Raw genomic sequence first — 18,087 nt, 5'->3', positions numbered from 1 at the left:
CCCGGCCCATAGCATGTGGCGACGGGCCCACGACTGCGACTCGAAAAAACAAGGAGCGTTCGTGCGAGAGATCGCCGTGTTCAGCGGTAGCGCACATCCCGAACTGGCCGCCCAGGTCTGTGCACACCTGGGTGTCCCACTCAGTCCGACCCGGGTGAACAGATTCGCGAACGACTGCCTCGAAGTGCAACTTCAGGCCAACTGCCGTGAACACGACGTGTTTCTGATCCAGCCGCTGGTCGCGCCCGTCCAGGAGAACCTGGTCGAGTTGTTGCTGATGTGCGACGCCGCCCGCGGCGCCTCGGCGGGCCGGATCACGGTGGTGATGCCGCACTACGCCTACGCACGCTCGGACAAGAAGGATGCGCCGCGCATCTCGATCGGCGGCCGGCTGGTCGCCGACCTCATGGTCGCCTCCGGCGCGAGCCGGGTGCTGGCGATGACGCTGCACTCGCCGCAGGTGCACGGATTCTTCTCGGTCCCGGTCGACCATCTGCATGCGCTGCGCGAGTTGGCCGAGCACTTCCGGCGCTACGACCTGTCCAACACCACCGTGGTCTCGCCCGACCTGGGCAACGCCAAGGAGGCCGCCGCGTTCGCCCGGATGCTCGGCGCGCAGGTGGCCGCGGGTGCCAAGCAGCGCTTCGCGGACGACCGGGTGGCGATCAGCGCGGTGATCGGCGAGGTCGCCGGACGGGACGTGATCGTGCTGGACGACGAGATCGCCAAGGGCAGCACGGTCCTGGAACTGCTGGACCGGCTCCGCGAGTTGGGTGCGCGTTCGATCCGCGTCGCGTGCACGCACGGCCTGTTCGCAGCCGGGGCCCTCAAACGCCTCTCCGACCAGCCCGACGTGCTGGAGATCGTCTGCACCAACACGGTCCCGGTCCCCTCCGGTGAACACACCGACAAGCTGCGCGTGTTGTCCATCGCCCCCGCCCTCGCCGAGGCCGTCCGCCGCATCCACAACGGCGAGAGCGTCAGCGCACTGTTCGACATGTGAGCGACGCCCGCCCGCCCCTCGCCCGGGGCGGGCAAGCTCGCGGATCCACCGCGACGGTCGCGCGACTCGCCGCTGGGGGGCCATCGCGACGGTCCCCCGGACCGACCCGACGGACGGGCGGCCCGCCCGGATCCACCGAGACGGTCCCGCGTACCCCGCGTGGTACGGCCGCGATCACGGCCGTACCGAACCGCGGAGGGGCGTCACACGGCGGCTGCGACGGGGGTCGGGGCGTCGGCGCGGGTGGCGGGTGGTTCGTCCAGGGCGAGGATGGCGGCGCCGACGATGCCGGCTTCGGTGCCGAGGGCGGCGGGGACGACGGAGGGCAGTTTTCGGTGGTCCCGGGCGACGACGAGGCGTTCGAAGGTGGCCCGGGTGGGACGGAACAGGTGGTCGCCGGTGGCTCCGAGGCTGCCGCCGATGACGACGATCTCGGGGTCGAAGATGTTGACGAGTGAGGCGACGCCGGTGCCGAGCCAGAAGCCGAGCCGCTCGAAGAGGGCGTGCGCCGTGGGGTTCCCCTGTTCGGCGGCGGCGAAGACGGTCTCGCCGGTCACCTCGCCGGAACTCGGGGCGAAGCCCGCCAGCGCACCGTCGGGGTCGGCGGCGACGGCCTCGCGGGCCATGCGTCCGAGTGCCGTTCCCGACGCCTGGGCCTCCAGGCAGCCGGTGGCCCCGCAGCCGCAGATGTCGCCGCCTTCCGGGTTGACGATGATGTGCCCGACCTCGGCGCCGATGCCGGTGTGTCCGCGGTAGAGGGCCCCGTCGAGAATCAGGCCGCCGCCGATGCCCGTTCCCACGGTGAGGACGACGACGTCGGCGTGCCCTGCCCCGCCGCCGAGGCGCCCTTCGGCCCAGGCGGCGGCGTTGGCGTCGTTCTCCACGACGACGGGTAGGCCGGTGCGTTCGATCAACAGGTCCCGCAACGGCAGTTCCTGGTAGTCGTTGTTCGGCGCCCAGCGCAGGAGCCCGGCGGGCCACTCGACCATTCCCGCGGCGCCGACCCCGACGGCTTCGACGGTCGGGTACTCGGCGCGGAGGCGGGCGATCAGGTCCAGGAGGGCGATGGGGGTCCCGTCGCGTCCGGGGGGCGTGGGGATGCGCAGGTACCGCAGGATCTCTCCGGACGGGGTCACGACGCCGCCGGCGATCTTGGTGCCGCCGATGTCGAGGCCGATCGCGAGACGGGGGGTGGGCGCTGCCGCGCTCCGCGCGGGGGCCGAGAGGACGTGTTCAGACATGGGCGCAGGCTCCGTCTTGTGGTGGTGGGGTGGTGGGGCGGTGGGGCGGTGGTGGTGGGGTGGTGCGGGACATGTGGGCGCGGCGGCGCGGTCGGGTCGCGTTCGGCCCGGCGCTCAGCGCTCGGCGGTCGTGCCGACGTCCACGGCCCCTGCGATGACGTCGCGGATGACCATGGTTGCCGCGCCGCGAGGACCGTTCCAGTGCTCCCGGTCCTGGATGAGCAGGAAGGAACCCGGCGGCGGACCGGAGAAGACGGTGTACTCGTCGACGGCACGAAGCATCGCCTCGTGATAGTCGTCGCTGTACAGGACGAGCCGGTGTGCGTCCGACTCCGACGCGGTGACGGCGTCACCGGTGAAGATGATCTTCGCCGGATCGGTGCAGGTGATCATGGACGCCAGACCACGCCCGAGCGCGGTGCCCGCGTCGACGAAGGCCTTCCGGGCGCCGGCATCCTGGTCGGCGGCACGCGCGCGAGCCTCGGCCAGGTCCTTGGCGTCGGCGGCCTTGACGATCGCCGACGTGGTGGCCACGGCCTCCACGCATCCGCGATTGCCGCAGCGACACGGCTCGCCGCCGGGCACGGCGACTATGTGGCCGAGTTCCCCGGCCTTGCCGGTCGCCCCCCGGTGGGGTTGGCCATCGCGGAACTCGCATGCGCCGACCCCGTCCCGGGTGACGAGCACCATCAGGAAGGAGTCCTCGTTGCGGGCGGCCCCGAACCATCTCTGGGCCGTGCCGAGCGCGTTGGCGTCGTTGTCGACCACGGTGTGCAGCCGGGTGGCCGCGCGCAGCAGCCGGCGCAGCGGCACCCGCGGGATGGCCCAGTGTTCCCCCCACTGGAGGTCGGGGGAACAGACGACCTCCCCACTGCGGCCGTCGATGTGGCCACCGAGTTCGACGCCCAGCCCCAGGAGCGGCGCCTGCGCGTCGTCGCGAAGTGCGCACAGATTCAGGGTCAGTTCGTCGACGAGGTCGCGTACGCCGTCGACCAGGAGGTCGACGTCCATGGGTCCGCGAACGGGGGCCAGCGCGAGTTCGCGTGGCTCGCCGACGGGCTCGCCGCGCAGGTCGACGATCAGTCCGGTGAGGCCGTCCCGGCGGATCTCCACGCCGGCGAGGTAGTGCCTGCCGGCAACGACGCGGACCCGGGCGGACCGGCCGACGCGTTTCGACCCGTCGGAGGCGACGGGCTTGCGGGTGATGAGGTTCTTCTCCTCCATCCGCTGCAACACCCCGGTCACCGTGCTGCCGCCCAGGCCGGTGATCTCGGCGATGTCCTTCGCCAGTGGCCCGTCGACGCGGACGATGGTGTCGAAGATGCGTTCCCAGTTGCGTTGTTGGGCCTGGAGTTGCAGAGCCACCAGCTCCCCGCGTCGCCTGCGCAGACCCGCTTGGCGCAGCATGACTTCGACGGGGATTCCTTGATCGCCGACGGGCACGGTCGACACATCCGTTCTCTCTCAGGCGGCGGATTCCGCCGACACGTGAAACGCGCGTTCCATGGGGGTGACGCCGAGCCGGCGGTCACGCCCTCCGGGCGGGGTGAGCAGGACCGCGACCGGAGACCTTCGCTTGGGATCCCACGCCAGGCTGAACTCGACGTGGTCGCCCACCCGGAGCCCGTCACGGTCCCGGGGCAACAGTCCGTTGTGGTGCTGCCGTCCTCCGCCGGAATACCAGACCTCGCCCCGCTTCTCCTTGTGCGGAAGCAGATTGACCCGCCCGGTGTACCTGCGCGGCAGCAGGTCCCAGGGCTCCAGGCGGTGGTGGAGGTGTTGCGCGTACTGCTCCTGGTGTCCGTTGAGATAGAGCACGACGTGGAATGTGCAGGTACCGAGGCCGAGCACCAGGGTGGAGGGCCTGGGCATCGGAACGAAGACGTTGCTTCCGCTCGCGTTGGCCGCCGCGATCCAGAGCGCTTCGGGCTTTCGCCCGACGACGGCGTAGAGAGCGGTGTAGTGAAGATCGTTGAATCCGGCGAGGAGTTCGATGTCCTTGCGGAAATCGGATCCCAGCCGCAGTTCCGAGTTGTACTCGGCGGCGATTCCGCGATACTTCTCGACGGCCTCGCATGCCCTCGCCGCCGTGCGTTCGCGGTCGCGTTCGTTCTTCCCCTTGCGCATCGGGGTCCCCTATTCCTGCGTCAATCCGGAGTTCGTGCCCTCGTGGGGCGGGGTCGATCGGATCCCGTGGATCCGGACGACACGCGTCGCCCGGACCCACGGGCCGATCACCTGTTGTCGGTCGTGCGGCGTCGGTCAGTCGTGCGGCGTCGCGCGCAGGGCGTACACGATCGCGACGATCACGACCACGAGGCCGGCCGCCCAACCGATGTCGGCGGGCGCACCGAAGTGGTCCGTCGCTACAGCCCGCTCGCACGTACCGGCGGCGAACTCGACAGCCGTGAAGGCATGCATCGCCCGCCACCGCTCCTCATTCGGGTCCTGGGGCCCGGTCCCGGCCGTACTCATAGGGACATTCCTCCTCGCCATCGCGCTTTTCCCGGTGGGCGGTACACCGCAACGAATGCGGCCAAGCGCCGAAAGACAGGCGACGGTGACGAGGGACCGAACAGGAGAATGATCAATTAGCCGTTCGGAGCTTTAGGATGACCTCTTGAAGGGAGCGTACGACGGTTTCGGGCGGAGAACAAACGACTCCCGATTCACGGCTCCGAATCATTCGTTTTTGATTTTGATGGCCGTCCGGTTTTCACCGCTTCAGCCGACCCGAAGGAAAGAATTCGCACAAAACAGTTCAACTCGGAGCGTGCTCGACCGGGTTTCGATGGATTCCGGTCGTCGGGGTTCCGGGCGGGCCGGGAAAAGAAATTTTCGAAGATCTTGCAACGGTCTTCCCGGCGGATCGGCGACTCGAAAATCGATGGGGGATGCACGAGTTTCGAACGAATAGCTGATGGTGCGTCAGGCAACGGGGGCACGGACGCACCGGCATACTCCGAAACCCGCTCCCGGTCGCGCGAAGGCCCGCCGTCCGCACCTGGCGGCGACCCGGCCGCCGCGGGAAGGCGGTTGGGCCCGGCGGCGGTCCTCGCGGCCCGGTGGGCTGCGCTATCGGGCCGCGTACACGATCCGGCCGTCGAAGATGGTCAGCGCGACCGCGAGGTCGGCGATCTCGTGCGGGTCGGCGGTGGTCAGGTCGCCGTCCAGGACGCAGACGTCGGCCACCTTGCCCACCTCCAGCGAGCCCTTCCAGTCCTCGGCGAAGTCCTGGCGCGCGGCGTTGATCGTGTACGCGCGCACCGCCGTGGCCAGGTCCACGCACTGCTCGGGGCCGCTGGCCCGGCCGGTGGCCTTGGATTCGCGCAACATCATCGCGGACACCCCGCGCCGCCAATCGGGGTGCGTGATCGGCGCGTCCGAACTCGCGGTGACCGCGATGCCGGCTTCCACGGCGCTGCGCACCGGCCACTGGTAGGCGGAGCGTTCCGGGCCGACCACGCCGTCCATCAGGTCGGCGATGGTCCACTTGATCGCCGGGTTCATGTTCACCCCCCAACCGTGTGCGGCGAGCGTGCGCAGGCTGCGCGGCGTGCAGAAGTCGCCGTGGATGACGTAGTGCCGCTCGTCCCGGCGCGGGCACGCCGCGGCGGCCTCCTCGAACGCCTCGACCAACGCGTCGATCGCCCGGTCGCCGGTGACGTGCACGCCGATCTGGTGCCCGGCGGCGTGTGCGTGTCGGACGATGGTGCGCAGTTCGTCCACGCGCAGGGCATCCGAGTCGCCGTGCATGCACAGGCAGCCGTTGCCGCCGCCGACGTACTCCTCGCGCATCCACGCGGTGCGACTCGGCGGTATCCCGTCCGCGAAGACCTTGACGCCCAGGATCCGCAGCAGTCGGGGGTCCAGGTCGGCGATCCCGTCCGGGAGCGGCGCCGCCAGACGCTCGGGCAGCACGTCGGCGGTCTCGCCCATGGCCAGCGGGAGCAGCAACACGCTCACCCGGGCCGCGAGTTCCCCGGAGCGGGCCAGGTCCGCGTAGACCGCCAGGGTGTCCGCGCCGGCCGCGCCGAGGAACAGCGAGCCGCCGCCGGGGCCCAGGCCCGGTTCGGTGAAGCTGGTGATGCCCTCGGCGTGGCAGATGGCCACGGCCGCGCGCACGGCCCGTTCCCGGTCGGCCCGGGTCATCGGCGGTACGGCCGCGTTGACCAGGTTCTGCGCGCCCTCGCGAAGCAGGCCGGTCGGCTCGCCGGCGGCGTCTACCTCGATGATGCCGCCGGGCGGGGCGACCGTGTTCCGGTCGATCCCGGCGACCCGGAGGGCGTGGCTGTTCAACCATGCGGTGTGGCCGCTGAACTCGTAGAGCAGGACCGGTCGATCCTCGACCACCGCGTCCAGGTCCCGGCGGTGCGGCAGGCGGGCGCCGGCCTCGGTCGGCGCCGGCGACCGGCACTCCGCCAGGTAGCCGATGTCCCAGCCGTTGCCGATCACCCAGGCGTCCGGCGGCAGCGTCTCGGCGTGCCGGGCCACGGCGGTGGCGATGTCGGCGATCGAGCCGACGGCGGGGTGCGACACGTCTACGGCGAGCGGCGGGCGGGTCGCGCCGAAGGCGCACGCGTGCAGGTGCGAGTCGTTGATGCCGGGCAGCGCGGTGCGGCCGGCCAGGTCGACCACCTCGGTCTCGGGGCCGATCAGCGGCCGAATCTCGGCATCCGAGCCGACCGCGACGATCCGGCCGGCGCGCACCGCGAGCGCCTCGGCCACGGTGAACGCGGCGTCCACGGTGAGTACGCGGCCGTTGATCAGGACGAGATCGGCGCAGACCGGCATCCGGGTCTCCTTGCGTAGCGACGACACACCGGGGAGTCGACACCCGATATAATTTGAGGCCAAACGATATGGATCGACCCCGGCCGCCACAAGACCCCGGCGCGATTGTTCGACCTCGGCCGGGGAGACCGGCGAGCGCGAGCCGCGCGATCTCGCAAGCCACCCCCGCATTCCCGAGCACCTGGACCCCTGGGCCGCACGGCCCCGCACCCCGGGCCCGACCCCCCGGCATCCCCGGCGCCTCGCAACTGGCGACCCGACCTTGTGGTCCGCGCCGACGACCCTTATCGTTTGGGATCAAATCAGTCTCGGAGGCTTCGGTGCGCGCCCTGATCATTCGCCACGACCACCACTCGCACGCCGGATACGTGGGTGCGCGGCTGGCCGAACGCGGCTTCGTGCCGCACGAGGTGACGGTCGTGCCCGAGCAGCGTTTCCGCTCCCCCGACGTGCGGGTCGACTTCCCGCGCCCCACCGACTTCGACCTCGTCGTGTCGCTGGGTGCGCCGTGGTCGGTCTACGACACCGCGACGATCGGTACCTGGATCGGCGACGAACTCGCGCTGCTGGCCGAGGCGGTCCGGGCGGACGTCCCCGTCCTGGGGATCTGCTTCGGTGCGCAGGCGCTGGCCGCGGCGCTGGGCGGACGCGTCGAGCGGGCACCGAGGTTCGAGCTGGGGTGGCACCCGATCGAGTCGGACGAGCCGACCCTGATCTCGCCCGGCCCCTGGTACCAGTGGCACTTCGACCGCTTCACCGTCCCGCCGGGCGGGCGGGAGATCGCCCGGTCCACGGCCGGTCCGCAGGCGTACGTCGTGGGGCGCTCGCTCGGCGTGCAGTTCCATCCCGAGGTCACCCCGGGGATCGTGGCCGCCTGGCTGGCCGGCGGCGGCGCCGCCCAGGCCCGAGAACTCGGCCTTGACGTCGCGGCGTTGCGGCGGATGGAGCCGGGCGCCCGAGAGCGGGCCGACGCGCTGGTGGACGCATTCCTGGCGGACGTGGCCAAGCTCTGAGCCGCCTCCGACACCGGCGGCCGAAACGCGTCGCACGCTTGAGCACTCCCGGCACGCAGGCGACGACCTTGTGTAGCGGCAGATCTTTTGAGTTCTTTTTGATCCTGTGCGTAGGTCTCGGCGTGTCGCGGCATCGTCGGGCACCGGCGCAGAGCCGCCCGCGGGTGCCGGCCCGACGCGATCGGGCACGTCGAAGCAGGCGACCCGGCAGGCCGCCCGCAGCCGCGATCGCCGCCACCCGCCGGTCGGCGGCAGCACGCCGGCCGCTTATCGCGTTCATCCAAACTTGAGAACGAACTCCCTTCTGCATAACCGACGTTGGTCTATCATCCCGCCCTTCGCATCGACTCCACGCGCGCCTGGACGCGAGAAGCGCATCCGTCACCACGCGTCAACGGACGGCTGCAAAAAGGATCAACGCGGGGGTTGACACTGAAAGTTGGTCTAGACCAACCTAGTGGAACGGGGTCGGAGAGGTGTGCCCGGCATGTCTGTCTGCCGACCAAGCGGACCGGCCGGCCGGCCGGCACCGCTCGTCCGCCACGGGCGTTTCACCACCCGTACGGGCACCGAGTACAAGGAGGTAGGAATCCCGGCTCTGTCATCGCGGAGAACCACGACCTCCGCAGCGCGACCGGCCGGGGGCGGCAGTGCGCTCTCTTACCAAGTCCGCTTGGCATAAGGCCCGTTCAGCTCTTCACAACACCGCACCGTGGGTCCGGGGGACCCGGCGCGGCGAGGGACCACGCACCGCTCACCCATCTGCCGATCGGCGCCCGCCGGCGGGCCGGTGGGACGGTCACCGGCGAGGGCCGCACCGCGGCTGCCCCAGCCCTGTCCGGCGGATCCCGGCGGGTCCGCGACACGACTTTTGCCGGCCGGAATCGCGGCCCTCGGTCACGTCCTTCCGATGTGCGCGAACCGCCCTTGCCGAAGGGCTGCTTCACCATGCCACGGCACGGATCCGGCGCGGCCGCCCGGCGGGCCGGCGATCCCGGACGGCGACGGCGGCCGGGTCGAGGCCGGTCCCGGTGCCGGCCGCGGCGCCCTGACACCCGCTATCCGACGTTCGACATTCCGACATCCGATCGATCAACCGCCGAGAGTGCGGTCGATGTGCGCTCAGCCACGGAAAAATCTCGCGCCTTGGAGTGATCACATGCCGACGCCCGACCCCTATCCGTATCGAGCAGCCTCCGACATCCCCTACTTCAGCGCGGACGGCGAGACGTACCTGGCCCCGACTCCGCTGTGTGACCTCAAGAAGTCCCGGCCGCTGCGGGTGTTGTCCGAGGAGGACTTCGACTTCTGGCAGACCTACGGTTATGTCGTGGTCAAGGAGGCCATCCCGGCGGCCGCGGCGGCCCGCCTGTTGGAGTTCGCATGGGACTTCCAAGGGCTCGACCCGTCCCGGCCGGAGAGTTGGTACCGCGACGATCGGCAGTTCCGCTCCGATCTGGACCGGGAACTGCACATCTACGGGTTCGTCGAGGCCTACCACCATCAGCTCATCTGGGACAGCCGCCAGACCCGGCGCGTCTACGACGCGTTCGTCGACGTGTGGGACTGCGAAGAGTTGTGGGTGACCCTGGACCGCCTCAACCTGAACCCGCCCAACATCCGGGACCGCGATCGTGCGCACATCGCGCCCACGGACAAGGGATTCGACATCGAACTGCACTGGGACGTCGACACCACTCTGGACGTGCCGCCGCAACGGGTCCAGGGCATCATCGCGCTCGACGCGACCCGGCCGGGCCATGGCGGATTCCAGTGCTCGCCCGAGCTGTTCCGCCGGTTCGGCGAGTGGAAGGCCGGCCAACCAGCGGATCGTGATCCGATCCGACCCGCCACCGACCGCAACGAATTCCCGGTGATCCGACCGGAACTCGAAGCCGGCGACCTGTTGATCTGGAACGGGATGCTCGCCCACGGGGTGGCCCGCAACACCTCCGCGAACGGTGTCCGCGCGGTGCAGTACCTGTCCATGATGCCCGCCTTGGAATCCCACCACGAGCAACGTCGATCCCGGATCGAGTCCTGGCGTCACCTGCGCACACCGGACTGGAACAAGACGCTCGTCGGCGACGCCACGAAGCACGAATCGCTCAGGTACGGCACCGCCACGCTGAACGACCTCGGCAGGAAACTCCTGGGGCTCGAATCCTGGAGCGGGCACGACACCGACCAGTTCACCGGAGAGCCGGCATGCACAAAATCTGCCTGACCCTGCCCACGAACCGAGCCTGCGCCGCCACGATATCCGCCATCGGCGAGGAGGCCGCCTACGCGGCGGCGCACTTCGACGTCGAGGTGCATCTGCTGATCCTCGACTCCTGTGAGGAGTCCGCGTTCGCGATCCACGCCAAGGCCGTCGACGCGGCGCCCGCGACGCCGAACGTGATCGTGCACCATCTCGACGAGGCCGCACAACGGAACTTCCTGCGCCGGGTGGTCGACCGATCCGGCGTCGACAGGCCGGACCTGTTCCTCGACCTGATGTTGCCCGCCGCGGTCTCCTACGGCGCCTGCACCAATCGTGCCTTCCTGATCGCCGCCGCACTCGGGTGCGCCTCGGTCCACCGCCGGGATTCGGACAGCAACTATCAGACGCTGAACGGGCAACCGGTCTTCCCCATCCACCACGAGCTGACATCGCTCGGCAAGCGCGCCCGCGACGCGGCGTCCGGCGTGAGCGAAACCGTGCTGGATCCGGCCCACGCGCACAAACCCGTGGTTCTGGCGGGCAGTTCGTTCGTCGGGGAGTTGTCGGTGGACATCGGCGAGATCCAACGACTGGACCCGAAAGCCTATTTCGACATCGTCAGCCTGTGGGCACCGCCCGAGTGGTCGCCGGAACGAAAGCGGCGGCTGGTCGAGGAGTCCTTCACCGGCGCCGGCACCGACCCCTTCGTACAGGATCACTCGACGCTGACCATCGTCGACCCGATGCGGCTGGACATGTGCAATATCTCCTTCCGGCACGAGGTGTACGAGCGGGTGCCGCTGCCGCCGGCGACCGACACCATCGGCAGCGACTACTTCCTCATGCACCTGGTGCACGACGCCGAGTTGCCGGGTGTACTGCACAACCGCAACATCGTGAACTTCTACACCGAGGAACGACGCACCGATTCGGGCTTCGTCGCCTATCAGTTGCGGCTGACCAAGTTCTTCCTGTCGATGCTCTACTTCAATGCCGTCTACGCCGAGATGGCGACGGCCGGCGCCGCGCTGCTCGATGCCGAACAGCGCCTTCGGCCCGCGGCCGTCGCCGAACTCGCCCGGGCCGCCGCCCGGTCGGATCGCGCCGAGAACGTACACCGCCTGCGCAGCCTCGACCGCTCCTACCGCAGCCTGGGCGGGCGATACGCCGCGTTCGCCGACACGCTGGCGGCCCGCGGCCCACGCCTGCTCGACGAGGCCCAGGCGGACATCGAAGACTTCGCGCTGCTGATCGAGGCGTGGGCGGCACTGATCCACGCGAGCAAGGCCACGAGCGTCCACGAACCGCACCGATAGTGGGACCCGGACCCAATCATGCACGTAAACGCACGCATGCGCGCTGCCCTGGCGGCCTCCACCGAGGACCGCATCGTCTTCGATCTCGCCGGCATCGAGGAGCGATACGACTCGCTGCTCGCGGAGTTGCCCGACATCTCGGTCAGATTCGCGATGAAGGCCTGCCCCGTCGACGAGGTGCTCTCCTGCCTGGCCCGCAAGGGCGCCGGCTTCGACGCGGCCAGTCCGCACGAGATCGAGCAGGCGATCGCCACCGGCGTACCGATCGACCGCATCCACTACGGCAACACCATCAAGTCGGACCGGAACATCCGGGACGCATACCGGCTCGGGATCCGGGACTTCGCCACCGACAGCGTCGAGGACGTGCGGGCCGTCGCCGTGCACGCCCCCGGTGCCCGGGTCTTCTGCCGGCTGGCCACCAGCGGCGACGGGGCCCTGTGGGGCCTGAGCCGCAAATTCGGCTGCTCGGGTCCGGACGCGATCCTCGTCCTGGAGCAGGCCCGGGCCCTGGGTCTGACCCCGTCGGGTCTGTCGGTCCACGTCGGCTCGCAACAGATGACCGCCGAGGCCTGGCAGGACGCCTTCGACAGGCTGGCGGACGTCCTCGCGGGCCTGAATCGGCGCGGCATCGCCCCGGACCAGATCAACCTCGGCGGCGGGCTGCCCGCCCTGGGCTACCTGGACCGGCGTGGGCGGCCGCTGGACCCGCCGCTGGACAAGATCTTCGTGGTGATCCGCGAGGGCATCCAACGGCTCCGCGAAGTGTCCGCATCGCCCTTGCACTTCCTGATGGAACCGGGTCGCTGGTTCGTCGCCGACAACGGCGCGATCCGGGCCCGGGTCTCCCGCTTGTCCGCCCGGGAACAGCTGGACGGTGAACGCCAGTTCTGGCTGTACCTGAGCTGCGGCAAGTTCAACGGCCTGTACGAGATGGACGAATTGCAGTATCGGCTGGTCTTTCCCACCCATGAGGGCGCGGAGTGCGTACCGGCCGTCGTCGCCGGCCCGACCTGCGACAGCGACGACGCCTACCCGCACGAGGAGGAACTCGTGCCGGTGCCGAGGGCGGTCGCCTCGGGGGACCCGGTCTGGATCGTCTCCTGCGGCGCCTACGTCACCAGCTACACGACCCGGGGATTCAACGGCTTCGCTCCGCTTCCGTACACCTGCGTCGGCGGCGACCACGACGCCGGCGACCAAGCGCGGTACCCGGATCCCTCCTCCGCCGTCGACGTACTCCCGGAAGGGTTGGTGTAGATGGGACACGACGTGCGCATCCGGCACATCGCCGAAGGCGACTGGGACGCCATCGTCGCGCTGGAGGCGGCCACCTACTCCGCCGGCGCGCTGTCCGAGGAGCGGCACGCACTGGAGTCCCGGGCCCGTTCCTCGCCCGGCACGTGCTTCGTGCTGGACTTCGAGCAACGACCGGCGGGCTACGTACTGGCCCTGCCCTACCCGATGTTCCGCTATCCGGACCTGTCCCGCGCGGAGGATGTGGTCCACCACTCGCGCAATCTGCATCTGCACGACCTCGTCGTCGCCGAGCACGTGCGGGGCAACGGCCTGGCCCGCGAACTCCTGCACCGGCTGACCGCGACGGCCCGGGCGAAGAAGTACCAACGCATCTCGCTGATCGCGGTCGGCGGCAGCGAGGGTTTCTGGTCGGCGAACGCCTTCGACGCCGTCCCCGAGGTGGCGCTCGCGCCCGGTTACGGCGCGGGCGCGGTGTACATGTCCAAAGCGCTGTCCACGTCCGGGGCGGCGTTCACGTCCGATCCGGCGTACGCGTCCGCTCCGACGTACGCGTCCGATCCGGCGTGCATGTCCGATGCGGTGCACGAGGACCGCGATGCGAGAAGGCGAAGCCAGCCGATGGTCCCGTCCGCGGATCATCCCCGGAAGACGAAGTAGGCCGATTCACATGTTTCGCGTTCGCGATGACTTCCGCCGAGCACAGGTGGCGATCGCAGCACTGTTCTGTTTTCTCGGGCTGCAATACGCCACCTGGGCATCGCGGTTGCCCGCGATCAAGGCGGAACTCGACCTGAGCGAAGCCGAGGTCGGCCTGTTGCTGATGGCCTGCGGCGCCGGCGCGGCGGCCTCCTTTCCGCTCGTCGCGGCGTTGACCAAGCGGCTGGGCTCGCGCCTGTTGGCGCTGTCCTCCGCCCTGGCGCTGGGCCTGCTGCTGCTCGCGCTTGCCGCCGCGCCGAACTATCCGGTCGCGCTGGTGATCATCTGCTGCGACGGGGTCGCCGTCGGCTGTCTCAACGTGGCGATGAACGCGCAGGGCGCCGCGCTCGAAGTCGAATACCGGCGCACCGCGATGTCGCAACTGCACGCGACGTTCAGCGCCGGTTCGTTGTGCGCCGCACTGCTCGCGTCCGGGATGAACGCACTGACCTCGAACCTGGCCGCGCACTTCGCGGTCGCCGCCGTGCTGCTGTTGCTGCTCCTGGCCTACGCCCGACCCGGACTGCTGACCGACGATCGAGCGGCGGCCGAATCCACCGAGGCCGAGGAGTCGCCGCGGTCGGAGCGGCGGGGATTGACGCTGCCGTCCCGGATCACCATCTGGATGGGCTGTGCGATGGCGTTCGGCACGGTGACCGAGGGCGCGATGAACGACTGGTCGGCGCTGTACATGAAGGACGTCGCGCACGCGGCGTCGGAGGTGGCGCCGCTGGGCATCGCGGTCGTCTCGGTGATGATGGTGCTGGCCCGGGTGTTCGCCGACGGGTGGCGCAGCCGTTGGGGCGACGGGCGGATCGTGCGGGTCGGCAGCGCGCTGGCCGGCGCCGGGCTGGCGGTCGCGCTGCTGGTGGGTGGTGTGGTGCCGGCGCTGATCGGCTTCGCGTGCGTCGGGTTGGGCGTCGCCGCGGTGACGCCGTGCGTGTACGTGGCGGCGGCCCGCGCGGGCTCGGACGCGCTGGCCCTGGTGGCCGCCATGGGCACGACCGGCCTGCTCGCCGGGCCGGCGCTGATCGGCTTCATCGCGAGCGGCAGCAGCCTGGTGTGGGGCATGGGCGCGGTGGCCGCCTCGGCGATGCTGGTGTCGGTGTGCGCCACGCAGATCCGCTGGACCGGCCCGGAGGAGGGCAAGTCGGGCACCGCGGTCGAACCGCGCGTGCGACCCGAGCCGGGCACGGAGATCGAGCCGCTCACCGGCGCCTGAAATCCGCCGCCGGGAGCGGTCGGACGACCGGCTCCCGGCGGTGGCTTCGCGATCAGTCGCACTGCTACCGCCGGTACTTCGCGCACACGGCCCGCTGCCGGCGCCGTCCCGCGGTCACGCGACCGCTACCGACCGTACTGCCCGGTCACGCGACCAGTTCCCGGCGGTACTTCGCGGCCAGGGTGATCGCCCGTCCGCCCAGCGCCACCACGCCGACCAGTGCGCCGGCGCGGTGGTAGCCGACCGCGCAGTCCGCGTCCCAATCGCCCTCCAGGAGGCGGATGTCCGCGCCGCCCAACCCGGGTGCGCCGTACGACTGGAGGCGTTCGTCGTACTGGTCCGACCAGAACGTGGGCAGCGGTGCGAACGGGGTCCACGCGCGGTCCGCGCTCCCGGCCAGGTACGCGGCGAGCGTGCGGGCCGCGTGTTTGGCGCTGTCGGTGGGGATGCTCCAGTGCTCGACCCGGCGCGGTACGTCGTCGTAGCGCGGATTGGCGAACCGGGCCACGTCGCCGACGGCGACCACGTCCGGGCGCGACTCGACCCGCAGGAGGGCATCGCAGCGCACACCGTCGGCGAGATCGAGGCCGTTGCCCGCCGGCCATTCGGTGTTCGGGATCGCGCCGATCGCCTCGACCACGCCGGCAGTTCCGGCCGTCGTCCAGGACCACCCCGGTGACCTGCCGACCACCGGTCAAGTGCCGTACGGTGTGCCCGAGTTCGAAGCGCACGCCGCGGGCGAGATGCCGTCGGCGCAGCGCCGCGCCCAGGTCGGTGCCGAGCGGGCGGTACATCGGCTCCGGCTCGGGCGCCACCACCGTCACCTCGGCCCCGAGCGAGCGTGCGGTCGCGGCCACTTCGCAACCGATGAAGCCGGCCCCCACGACCACCACCCGGCGGCCCGGCCCGAGTGCGGCGTGCAGCCGGTGTGCGTCGTCCAGGGTACGCACGACGTGCCGTCCCGCGCTCGGTCCCGGGCAGGTCAGCCGGCGCGGGCGCAGGCCGGTGGCCACCACGAGGCCCGCATAGGACAACGACTCACCGCCCGCGAGCCGTACCGTACGGGCGGTCAGGTCGACGCCGACGGCCGGTCGGCCCAACCGCCAGTCCACGTCAGCGCAACCGGCCCGCAGCCGAAAGGCGACCGCGGCGTGCGTCACCCCGGCCGCGAGCGCGTCCTTGGACAGCGGCGGCCGGTTGTACGGCATGTGCGGCTCGTCGCCGATCACGGTGATGCCGCCGTCCCAACCAGCTGCGCGCAGGCCGCCCAGGGAGGCGCACACCACGACGACCCGGGGAGCGGTCATGGTTCAGTCCTCGATCCTGATGGCCTGGAGCGGGCACACGTCGGCGGCCTCCTCGACCGCGTCGCGCAACGCGTCGTCCGGGTCGGCGACGAACTCCAGCCGGCCGGAGGCGTTGACCTGGAAGACCTCGGGTGCGGAGAAAGCGCACTGCCCGTGGTCCTGGCACCGGTCCATGTCGACGACGACCTTCACGGTGGTGGTCCTTTCCGATCGATGGGCGGGTCGAGTGGGCGAAAAGCAGAGCGGGCGCGCCGGCGGTCAGCGTCGCGGGGCGCGGATGCCGCGCAACTCCCAGTCGCCGCCCAGTGCGGTGGAGCGCACCTCTTCGGACTCGGTGGGCTGCGCGCCGCAGTCGGTGCGGATCGGGGTCGGGCCCTCGACGATGTGGTTGGCGAGTCTGCCCAGGCCCTCCACCTCGACCTCGACCACGTCACCCGGCTGCACCGGACGCGATCCGGCCGGCGTGCCCGAGAGCAGCACGTCGCCCGGATCGAGGGTGATCGTGCGGGCGATGTCGGCGACGAGGTAGTGCATGTCCCACTCCATCTCGTCGGTCGAACCCTCCTGCACCACCAAGCCGTTGACGTAGGTGCGCAGGGTCTTGCCGCGGAAGTCCCAGCCCTCGACCAGTCCGGGGCCCAGCGGGCACAGCGTGTCCGAGCCCTTGACCCGGAGCATCGAACCCGCGTCGGTGTCCCGGAAGTCGTGCAGGCCGTAGTCGTTGGCCACGGTGTAGCCGCGGATGAAGGCGCCCGCGTCGGCGGGGGCGATGTTGCGGCAGGTGCGGCCGATCACGATGGCGATCTCGCCCTCGTAGTTGAGGTACTTGCAGCCGGCCGGACGCACGATCGCGCCGCCGTGCGCATTCAGCGACGAGGTCGGCTTGTGGAAGTAGGTCGGTGCGGGCGGCAGGGTGGTGCCGAACTCGTCCACCCGGCTGCGATGGTTGAGATGCACGGCGATGATCTTGCCGGGCTCGACCGGCGGCAGGTGCCGGGCCTCGGAGACCGAGGTACGCCTGCCGTCGGCGGCGAGCAACTCGGCTCCCTCGCGCACGACTTCGACGATCGTGCCGTCGAGCAGGATGCGGCGGTACTCGGTGGTGCTGCTCATGCGACGTGTCCTCGGCTGGTGGGGGTTCGGGCGTCGGGGTTGGTCCAGCCACCGTCGGGTCGGTCGAACCAGACGTGGGCCTGGCCGGTGCCGGTGGCGTTCTCGTAGTCGCCCACCAGCCGGCCCGGTGCGGTGCAGCGTTCCTCGCCGAGCGCGCCGAGCATCATCAGGTAGTGCCCGAAGCGCGCCTCGGGTTTGTACCGCAGGAAGTCCGGCATGCCGGCGAGCACACTCGCATGGTCGCCGCGTTGCATCCAGGCGATCCGCTGTTCGTCGGCGGCCCGGGCCTGCGGCGTGCGCACGTGTACCGGATCGGATGCCTCGTGGGCACGCAGTTCGCGCAGGTTCCAGAAGGTGTGCGAGAAGGCACCGGAGGCCACGAGCAACACCTTGCGATCGGTGGCCGCGATGCCGTCGGCGAGCGCGCGGCCCAGCCGCAGGTTGTCCTCCACGTCCGCGGTCTGGCAGCAGCCGATGCCCATCCAGCGTTTGCCGGGTACGCCGAGGTGGTGCCACAGGTTGACGGTGGCGTAGTGGATCGGCAGGTACGGATCCTCGATCGGGGTGATCCAGGTGCCGTGTCGATCGGCGAAGGCGGCCGTGGCGTGGGCCAGTTCCGGATCACCGGCGAAGTCGTAGGGGATCTGCCGCATGCCGCGCGGCAGTTCCTCCGAGGTGTACAGCCCGCGGCGGTGCGGCTGTGCGGCGATCACGTATTCGACGGTGGTCGCCCAGTGCGAGTCGAAGACCACGACGGTGTCGTAGTCGAGCCGCTCGAACACCTCGGCGCGCAACCGGGCCAGGGCCGGAACCAGGCTGATCTCCCGGCCCTCGTTGAGTTCGTACCGGACCTCGCGCGGCAGCATGATGGTGGGCGAATGGGCCAGGATGCCCGCGCCGACGATCTCGCCCATGG

16 protein-coding genes and 1 pseudogene are annotated in these 18,087 nt (G+C 70.4%); 7 read left to right on the top strand and 10 right to left on the bottom strand.

The window, feature by feature from the left end; genetic code table 11:
• Nucleotides 1-61 precede the first annotated feature (61 nt).
• On the top strand, nucleotides 62-1,003 hold the full coding sequence (locus ACZOOI_RS39275; RefSeq protein WP_391585598.1) for a ribose-phosphate diphosphokinase: 942 nt from the start codon (nucleotides 62-64) through the stop codon (nucleotides 1,001-1,003).
• A gap of 203 nt (nucleotides 1,004-1,206) precedes the next feature.
• On the opposite strand, the gene ACZOOI_RS39270 is transcribed toward ACZOOI_RS39275, so the two are convergent.
• The 5 genes from ACZOOI_RS39270 to ACZOOI_RS39250 form a co-directional block, all read right to left on the bottom strand.
• A complete protein-coding gene (locus ACZOOI_RS39270) occupies nucleotides 1,207-2,244 on the bottom strand; it encodes an ROK family protein (protein WP_465281594.1) in 1,038 nt (345 codons plus the stop codon).
• Nucleotides 2,245-2,358: 114 nt separating this feature from the next.
• A complete protein-coding gene (locus tag ACZOOI_RS39265; protein ID WP_465281593.1) occupies nucleotides 2,359-3,651 on the bottom strand; it encodes an ROK family transcriptional regulator in 1,293 nt (430 codons plus the stop codon).
• Between the two features lie 57 nt (nucleotides 3,652-3,708).
• A complete protein-coding gene (locus ACZOOI_RS39260; RefSeq protein WP_465281592.1) occupies nucleotides 3,709-4,371 on the bottom strand; it encodes a hypothetical protein in 663 nt (220 codons plus the stop codon).
• A 135-nt stretch (nucleotides 4,372-4,506) separates the two neighbouring features.
• Nucleotides 4,507-4,719 carry a hypothetical protein gene (locus ACZOOI_RS39255; RefSeq protein ID WP_465281591.1) on the bottom strand — a complete coding sequence of 71 codons (213 nt, stop codon included), beginning with the start codon at nucleotides 4,717-4,719 and terminating at the stop codon, nucleotides 4,507-4,509.
• Nucleotides 4,720-5,319: 600 nt separating this feature from the next.
• Nucleotides 5,320-7,038: an amidohydrolase gene (locus ACZOOI_RS39250; RefSeq protein WP_465281590.1), complete on the bottom strand. Its 1,719-nt coding sequence runs from the start codon at nucleotides 7,036-7,038 to the stop codon at nucleotides 5,320-5,322.
• Between the two features lie 320 nt (nucleotides 7,039-7,358).
• Between ACZOOI_RS39250 and ACZOOI_RS39245 the strand changes: the two genes are divergently transcribed.
• The 6 genes from ACZOOI_RS39245 to ACZOOI_RS39220 all read left to right on the top strand — a co-directional run bounded on the left by ACZOOI_RS39245 (nucleotide 7,359) and on the right by ACZOOI_RS39220 (nucleotide 14,751).
• Nucleotides 7,359-8,051, top strand: a complete 693-nt coding sequence (locus ACZOOI_RS39245; RefSeq protein WP_465281589.1) for a type 1 glutamine amidotransferase — start codon at nucleotides 7,359-7,361, stop codon at nucleotides 8,049-8,051.
• Nucleotides 8,052-9,210: 1,159 nt separating this feature from the next.
• Nucleotides 9,211-10,278, top strand: coding sequence for a phytanoyl-CoA dioxygenase family protein (locus ACZOOI_RS39240; protein ID WP_465281588.1), 1,068 nt, complete (start codon nucleotides 9,211-9,213; stop codon nucleotides 10,276-10,278).
• Entirely contained in the window at nucleotides 10,260-11,573 is a 1,314-nt protein-coding gene (locus tag ACZOOI_RS39235; RefSeq protein ID WP_465281587.1) for a DUF6271 family protein, read from the top strand. Before ACZOOI_RS39240 ends, ACZOOI_RS39235 begins: the two co-directional genes overlap by 19 nt.
• A gap of 36 nt (nucleotides 11,574-11,609) precedes the next feature.
• On the top strand, nucleotides 11,610-12,833 hold the full coding sequence (locus tag ACZOOI_RS39230) for a type III PLP-dependent enzyme (RefSeq protein WP_465281586.1): 1,224 nt from the start codon (nucleotides 11,610-11,612) through the stop codon (nucleotides 12,831-12,833).
• A complete protein-coding gene (locus tag ACZOOI_RS39225) occupies nucleotides 12,834-13,490 on the top strand; it encodes a GNAT family N-acetyltransferase (protein ID WP_465281585.1) in 657 nt (218 codons plus the stop codon).
• Between the two features lie 10 nt (nucleotides 13,491-13,500).
• Nucleotides 13,501-14,751, top strand: coding sequence for an MFS transporter (locus ACZOOI_RS39220; RefSeq protein WP_465281584.1), 1,251 nt, complete (start codon nucleotides 13,501-13,503; stop codon nucleotides 14,749-14,751).
• Nucleotides 14,752-14,896: 145 nt separating this feature from the next.
• Here the strand turns inward: ACZOOI_RS39220 and ACZOOI_RS39215 are convergent, their stop codons facing one another.
• The 5 genes and pseudogenes from ACZOOI_RS39215 to ACZOOI_RS39195 form a co-directional block, all read right to left on the bottom strand.
• Nucleotides 14,897-15,391, bottom strand: a complete 495-nt coding sequence (locus ACZOOI_RS39215) for an oxidoreductase C-terminal domain-containing protein (protein WP_465281583.1) — start codon at nucleotides 15,389-15,391, stop codon at nucleotides 14,897-14,899.
• 67 nt (nucleotides 15,392-15,458) lie between these two features.
• Nucleotides 15,459-16,058 (bottom strand): annotated as a pseudogene (locus tag ACZOOI_RS39210) (NAD(P)/FAD-dependent oxidoreductase); the annotation flags it as partial.
• Between the two features lie 3 nt (nucleotides 16,059-16,061).
• Nucleotides 16,062-16,250, bottom strand: coding sequence for a ferredoxin (locus tag ACZOOI_RS39205; protein ID WP_465281582.1), 189 nt, complete (start codon nucleotides 16,248-16,250; stop codon nucleotides 16,062-16,064).
• Between the two features lie 66 nt (nucleotides 16,251-16,316).
• Nucleotides 16,317-17,171: a fumarylacetoacetate hydrolase family protein gene (locus tag ACZOOI_RS39200; protein WP_465281581.1), complete on the bottom strand. Its 855-nt coding sequence runs from the start codon at nucleotides 17,169-17,171 to the stop codon at nucleotides 16,317-16,319.
• Nucleotides 17,168-18,085: a DODA-type extradiol aromatic ring-opening family dioxygenase gene (locus ACZOOI_RS39195; RefSeq protein ID WP_465281580.1), complete on the bottom strand. Its 918-nt coding sequence runs from the start codon at nucleotides 18,083-18,085 to the stop codon at nucleotides 17,168-17,170. The genes ACZOOI_RS39200 and ACZOOI_RS39195 overlap by 4 nt, the downstream gene beginning before the upstream one ends.
• Nucleotides 18,086-18,087 lie beyond the last annotated feature (2 nt).

The sequence above is a fragment of the Embleya sp. L77 genome, assembly GCF_055557415.1.
The sequence above is the reverse complement of the archived record's forward strand: the minus strand, read 5'-3'. Positions and strand labels throughout refer to the sequence as shown.